Raw genomic sequence first — 6,379 nt, 5'->3', positions numbered from 1 at the left:
ATGCGTTCCGTCGACACTCGAAAGGGCCTGCGCAGACGGCTCGCCGCGCGGACGCCGTGGGCACCGGGTGCCCGGATTCCTCACAGCTCGTCGAGACGAACCAGACCATCCTGAACGGCGCGCGCGACGAGCGCCGCCTTGGTCGGCGCGGTACGGCCGATCTCGGCGTACTTGGCGCGGATGCGGGTCAGGTGGGTGTTGACGGTGCCGAGCGAGATGAACAGCTCCTGCGCCACAGCGGGTTTCGAGTCCACCATCAGCCAGGTGCGCAGCACCTCGATCTCGCGGTTGGTCAGGCTCGGCCGGGGCAGTTCGGGAGCGGCGGCCTCCTCGACGGGTTGCGGCGCCTCGGGAACCAGGCGCATGTGCGGGCCGGCCGGCATCGGCTGCTGACCGGGCAACGGCATCCGGCGGGCCGCGAGGCGCGCGAGCGCCTCGGTACGCCGACGGTCGGCCTCGGCGCGGCGACGAGCGGCCTGGGCGAGCTGACTGGCGGGGGTGTGGGGAACGACTGCGGTCATGGTGTCCTCCTGGATTCGCGTCATGCGTTGGGCTCCGTTGCCCCGATGCAGAAGACGTTATGAGCGATCCGACGGGAGGTCGATGGGGAGAACTCCCCTGCCCATGGGTAGAACTACCCATGGGATAAGCGCAGGTCAGAAGGGGTAATTTCGAGCCGGTGAGGAGTTGTTGCCACGACTACCCATGCGTCGTTCCCCAGGAAGGGGGAACGGGCCCCGACATCAGCTCGCGGCGTTGCGCGCGGCTTCGGCGTCGATCAGCGGGAGATCGTCGCGGGTGACGATGCGGGAGGCGACCGCGTACTCGACCAGACGGGCGCGGCGGTTGCTGGCGAGCTTGCCGCCCCCGGCGCGCATCCCGCTGACCCCGAGTTGATCGAGCTTGTCGCAGACGTTGTCGAGTTTGCGGTTGAACTTCGTCAGCGGCCACCCCAACCGGGCGGCCGCCTTCGCCGACGACGGGATCGCGCTGGCCCCGGTGCCCTCGCGCCGCAGGATCTCTTCCGCGAGCACGACGATGAGCAGTTTCTGGCTCTCGGTGAGCATCGGGACGCCCTGGGTGGTGCGACCGCCGATGAAGGACTGCTCGGTGAGCGGGCGCACCTGTGGGGCCGTGGCGTAGACGCTGAGTTCGTAGGTGGTCGGGCCGGCGGTGAACACGATCGTCGTCTCGCCGAACACCAGCGGCATACGAGCACCCGGGCCGAGGGTCGCCGAGAACCCGACGTCGCCGGCCGACACGCTCGCCGAGAGGTGGGTGCCCAGGTTGGTGAGCCACCACAGTCCGTTTTCGTTGTGCAGCACCAGGAATCGGCGATGCAGATAGGGGTTGTCGTCGACGGAGAGGTCGGCTTCGCGCCCGACGGTGAATCGTCGGTCACCCATCAACGGATAGCGCTCACCGCAGTATTCGACGTAGGTCATTCCCGGGGGCACCGGAGTGCTCCCCGAATGCTCCGACCCCGGATGTCCCGGTTCAGGAATCATTCATCCGACCCCGATCACTTCTCCGGCGTGGGCTCCACGTCGCCCCCGTCGGTTGCGGTCCCGTCGGCCACGGTTTCCGAGGCCACCGTTTCTTCCGCTTGTTCGGCCCCTGCGTCCTGGGCCCCTGCGTCGTGAGTTCCTGTCTCCTCGACAGCCGCCCCGTCGATCGCGGTGCCGTCGACCCCCGCGTCGTCCGCCGCAGCGCCGTCGACCCCAGCGCCGTCGCCCTCAGCACCGTCCGCGTCGCCGTTCACGGCGGGCATCCGGATGGTCGGGACCGATTCGTGGACCTCGACGACGATCACGGTCACGTTGTCGTGAGCGCCGAGTTCCAGTGCGGCGTCGACGAGTTCGTCCGCGGCGTCGACGACGCCGTCGGCGTCACCGAGGATGCGGGCGATCTCGTCGTCGGGTAGTTCCCCGGTCAAACCGTCCGAGCACATGAGCAGGATGTCGCCCGGCAACGCGACGGTGCTGAAGTAGTCGGCGACGGGCTCGATCATGCCCGCGCCGAGCGCTCGGGTGATCACGTTGCGGCGCGGATCGGTGCGGGCGTCCTCGGGGGTGAGGAACCCGGCATCGATGAAGTCCTGGACCTGCGAGTGATCGCGGGTCAGCTGCTGCAGGGTGCCGTGCTGGAACCGGTAGGTGCGCGAGTCGCCGATGTTGAGGATCAGCCAGTGCGGCTCGCCCTCGACGGTGACCAGCACCGCACCGGTCGTCGTGGTTCCCGCGCGGCGTTCCGAGGAGGTCTCGATGTCGGAGATCCGGGCCTGTGCCTCGTCGAGGAGGTCGATGAGGGCCTTCTGCGTCTCGATCAGCTCGCCGGCACTCGTGGCAGCCGAGAGCGTCAGCAGCGCTGCCTCACTGGCGAGTTCTCCGCTGTCGTGTCCGCCCATGCCGTCGGCGAGCAAATACTTGCCCGGCATGGCCAGTGCGGCGTCCTCGTTGGTCTCGCGCACCCGGCCGACGCTGCATCGCACCGCCCACTCCAGACGCAGATCCTCCACGAAGTGGGTGCCCGAGGTCGCCTCGTCGCGGACGATGCTCACCGAATCCATGGTCAGCAGATCCTACCGGCGAGACCTCGCCGCACGGCGTCGGACCACACCGGAGAACAGCCATTCGGTCGACGGATACTCGCGGTCAGGACGGTCACCAACCTCGTTCGGCGAGGCGGTGCGGCGCCGGGATGTCGTCGACGTTGATCCCGACCATCGCCTCACCGAGTCCGCGCGAGACCTTCGCCAGCACGTCGGGGTCGTCGTGGAAGGTCGTCGCCTGCACGATCGCGGCCGCACGCTGCGCCGGGTTGCCGGACTTGAAGATGCCCGATCCGACGAACACGCCCTCGGCGCCGAGTTGCATCATCATCGCCGCATCGGCCGGGGTCGCGATGCCACCGGCGGGGAACAAGGTGACGGGCAGCTTGCCCGCCCGCGCGACCTCGGCAACCAGCTCGTAGGGCGCCTGCAGCTCCTTGGCGGCCACATACAGCTCGTCGGTCGGCAGCGAGCTGAGCCTGCGGATCTCGTCGCGGATCTTGCGCATGTGCGTCGTCGCGTTCGAGACGTCGCCGGTGCCGGCCTCACCCTTGGACCGGATCATCGCCGCTCCCTCGGTGATACGGCGCAGCGCCTCACCGAGATTGGTGGCACCGCAGACGAACGGCACCGTGAACGCCCACTTGTCGATGTGATTGGCGTAGTCGGCCGGGGTCAGCACCTCGGACTCGTCGACGTAGTCGACGCCGAGGCTCTGCAGGATCTGGGCCTCGACGAAGTGGCCGATACGGGCCTTGGCCATCACGGGGATCGATACCGCGGCGATGATCCCGTCGATCATGTCCGGATCACTCATCCGCGAGACGCCACCCTGGGCACGGATGTCGGCGGGCACACGCTCGAGCGCCATCACCGCGACCGCGCCGGCGTCCTCGGCGATCTTGGCCTGATCGGGGGTGACCACGTCCATGATCACACCGCCCTTGAGCATCTCGGCCATGCCCCGCTTCACCCGTGCGGTGCCCTGTCCGGACTCGGGGGTGCCGTGGTGTCCGTTGATCGCGGACGTCGCATCAGACCCGGGGGTGGTCCCGGACTGGGGTTGGCTCACTGGAGGTCTCCTGATTCGCGGTTCTTCGAGTCTCGGCGACGGCGCAGCCCTCGGCTGCGCAGCGCGTCCCACCAGGATAGGTGAGGTGTCCGGCGCACTCGCCACACACCTCGGTTTGGCCGACTCCGCTCAGTCGGCGGTGCCGGGGGTCACCCGCTCGACGATCTCGAAATACTCGGGTCGCTGTGCGCGTCCGCCCAGGCGCAACAACCGCACCAGGAAGCGGTCGGCCAGGCTGAGGGTGTCGCGGACGGCGTCGTTGTAGAAGCGGCGGGCCATCATCACCCGGGTCTCGGCGTCGGCCAATTCGGCGATCAGTCCGGGCGGACGGACCGACGGGTCCACCCTGCTCAGCGCCGTGGACAAGGCATTCTCGGCATCCTCGCGGGAGGCGCGCGGAGCGTGCTCGGCGGCGTCGGCACAGGCGGCGAGGTGCCGTGCGGCGGTGGCGATCTCCGGATCACCGGAGTCCTCCATCCACGCGGTGAGTACCCGCACCACCACGGTTCGACGCTCCAGTGCCGCCTCCAGCGCCTGCCAGGCGAGGTCGACGCGGACGTTGAGCCGGTCGAGCCGATTCGCGCGACTGTAGGCCCAGGCACCGATGATCACCAGGATCGCCACGATGATCACGACCACTACGATCGTCAACGCCGACATCTCCTCCACCCCCTCGGTTCGTGCGGCACGACGTCAGTCCGACACCACGACCGGGCCGGCACCGACGGTGACGGTCTCGTACACGCGCATGATCTGATCGGCGACCCGCGACCAGTCGTAGCGGGCCGCGCGGGCACGTGCGGCCCGCACCTGGTCGGCGCGGGCGTCGTCGTCGGCGAGTAGTTCGATCAGTCCCGACGCCAGTTCGTCGGCGGCGCCGACCGTGAACAGCCGGCCCGCCCGGCCGTCGTCGAGCACGCGCCGGAACGCGTCGAGTTTGCTGGCGATCACCGCCGCGCCGGCGGCCATGGCCTCGACGAGCACGATGCCGAAGCTCTCGCCGCCGAGGTTCGGCGCGCAGTACACCTCGGCCGAGGCCAGCGCGCGGGCCTTGGTGGCGTCGTCGACCTGACCGAGGAACACGAGGTGGTCGGCGAGATCTCCGGCGCGGCGACGCAACGCTTTCTGGTTGCCGCCGCCGACCACGAGAACCCGCAGGTCGCCGAATTGCTCCACCACCGTGGGCAGCGCGCGCATGAGGATGTCGATGCCCTTTCGGGGCTCGTCGTAGCGACCGAGGAACAGCACCGTACGCCCCGGCCACGGATAGCCGTCGAGGGGTTCGGCGTCGGCGAACGATCTGACGTTGATCCCGTTGGGGATCTCCACCGCGTCGGAACCCAGCGACTCCATCTGCCATCGTCGTGCCAGTTCACTGACCGCGATCTTGCCCGAGATGCGCTCGTGATAGGGCCGCAGCATGCCTTGGAAAGTGCTGAGCCACAACGATTTCGACGTAGATGTGTGGAATGTCGTGACGATCGGCCCGGAGGCCACCATCAGGGCCATCATCGACAGGCTCGGCGAATTGGGTTCGTGGACGTGCAACACGTCGAAGTGGTTGTCGGCGATCCAGCGACGCAGTCGTCGATATCCGTTGGGGCTGAAGTTCACCCGCGATACCGAGCCGTTGTAGGGAATGGCGAGCGCCGGGCCGCCGGAGACGACGTAGTCGGGTAGGTCGGTGTCACCGTCGGCGGGGGCGATCACGCTGACATGGTGTCCGCGTTCGATGAACACCGCGGCGAGTTCGGCGACGTGCGCCTGCACTCCGCCGGGGACGGAGAACGAGTACGGGCACACCATGCCGATCCTCATGTGCTCTCCCCGGCCCCGTGCACCCGATCACGCTGGCGCTCCGACCAGTCGGCTTCCCACAGGGGCTGCAGCATGTGCCAGTCGGCGGGGTGTGCGGCGATGTTCTCGGCGAAGGTGTCGGCGAGCGCCTGGGTCGCGGCCTCGACACCGACGGATACGTCGATCTCGTTGCTGACGGTGATCTGCGAGCCGGGCGCGTCGGTGAACCAGTGGTGCACCGGCAACAAGCCGGCTCCGGTCTCGATGGCCAGCCGCGCCGAGCCCGCAGGCATGCGGGTGCGTTCGCCGAAGAAGGTGACCGGGACGCCGTGGCGCGCGATGTCGCGTTCGCCGAGCAGGCACACGATTCCGCCGGCGCGAAGGCGCTCGGCCAACAGGCCGAACGGTGGCTGCTCGCCGCCGGAGAGCGGAAAGATCTCGAATCCCAACGACTCCCGGTAGTCGACGAACCGACGGAACAGCGATTCCGGTTTGAGTCGTTCGGCGACGGTGGCGAAACTCCCGCGGTTCTGCACCAGCCAGACGCCCGCCATGTCCCAGTTGCCCGAGTGCGGCAGCGCCAGGACCACACCCTTGCCGCGGTCGAGAGCCGCATCGAGTCGTGCCTGATCAGGGGGTGGGACGACGACGGTCTCGGCGGTGGCCGCCAGGTCCTGCGCGGGCAGACGGAAGGCCTCGTACCAATACCGCGCATAGGAGCGCATCGCATCGGCGACGAGGTCGTCGGGGACCTGGGCGCCGGTGGTGCCGAGGACCCGGGCGAGATTACGGCGCAACTGCTCCGGTCCGCCATTGCGGCGCCCGGCGAAGGCACCGGCCCGGTCGAAGGCGGCGCGCGCCGGTCCGTCCGGAGCATGGCGGACACCGGCCCACCCGGCCCGATAGCCGAGGTCGGCGGCACCCGCGGACAGCCGCTCGAGTGCTGACCCCACCCTCGT

Annotated in this window: 7 protein-coding genes; all 7 read right to left on the bottom strand. The window is 68.9% G+C overall.

What is annotated here, in order from left to right; translation table 11 throughout:
* Positions 1-80 precede the first annotated feature (80 nt).
* Positions 81-521, bottom strand: coding sequence for a LuxR C-terminal-related transcriptional regulator (locus tag B1964_RS09365; protein ID WP_172398794.1), 441 nt, complete (start codon positions 519-521; stop codon positions 81-83).
* A 222-nt stretch (positions 522-743) separates the two neighbouring features.
* Positions 744-1,445, bottom strand: a complete 702-nt coding sequence (locus B1964_RS09360; RefSeq protein WP_253193938.1) for an FHA domain-containing protein — start codon at positions 1,443-1,445, stop codon at positions 744-746.
* 77 nt (positions 1,446-1,522) lie between these two features.
* Positions 1,523-2,569 carry a PP2C family serine/threonine-protein phosphatase gene (locus B1964_RS09355; RefSeq protein ID WP_079929586.1) on the bottom strand — a complete coding sequence of 349 codons (1,047 nt, stop codon included), beginning with the start codon at positions 2,567-2,569 and terminating at the stop codon, positions 1,523-1,525.
* A gap of 94 nt (positions 2,570-2,663) precedes the next feature.
* A complete protein-coding gene (gene pdxS, locus B1964_RS09350; protein WP_079929585.1) occupies positions 2,664-3,623 on the bottom strand; it encodes a pyridoxal 5'-phosphate synthase lyase subunit PdxS in 960 nt (319 codons plus the stop codon).
* Between the two features lie 129 nt (positions 3,624-3,752).
* A complete protein-coding gene (locus B1964_RS09345; protein ID WP_253193936.1) occupies positions 3,753-4,283 on the bottom strand; it encodes a LemA family protein in 531 nt (176 codons plus the stop codon).
* Between the two features lie 33 nt (positions 4,284-4,316).
* Positions 4,317-5,441 (bottom strand): glycosyltransferase family 4 protein, encoded by a 1,125-nt coding sequence (locus B1964_RS09340; protein ID WP_079929583.1) that lies wholly within the window; start codon positions 5,439-5,441, stop codon positions 4,317-4,319.
* On the bottom strand, positions 5,438-6,373 hold the full coding sequence (locus tag B1964_RS09335; protein ID WP_079929582.1) for a phosphatidylinositol mannoside acyltransferase: 936 nt from the start codon (positions 6,371-6,373) through the stop codon (positions 5,438-5,440). The genes B1964_RS09340 and B1964_RS09335 overlap by 4 nt, the downstream gene beginning before the upstream one ends.
* Positions 6,374-6,379 lie beyond the last annotated feature (6 nt).

The organism is Gordonia sp. i37 (assembly GCF_002043085.1).
GTDB lineage: Bacteria > Actinomycetota > Actinomycetes > Mycobacteriales > Mycobacteriaceae > Gordonia > Gordonia polyisoprenivorans.
This window is presented reverse-complemented; position numbering and strand designations above follow the sequence as displayed.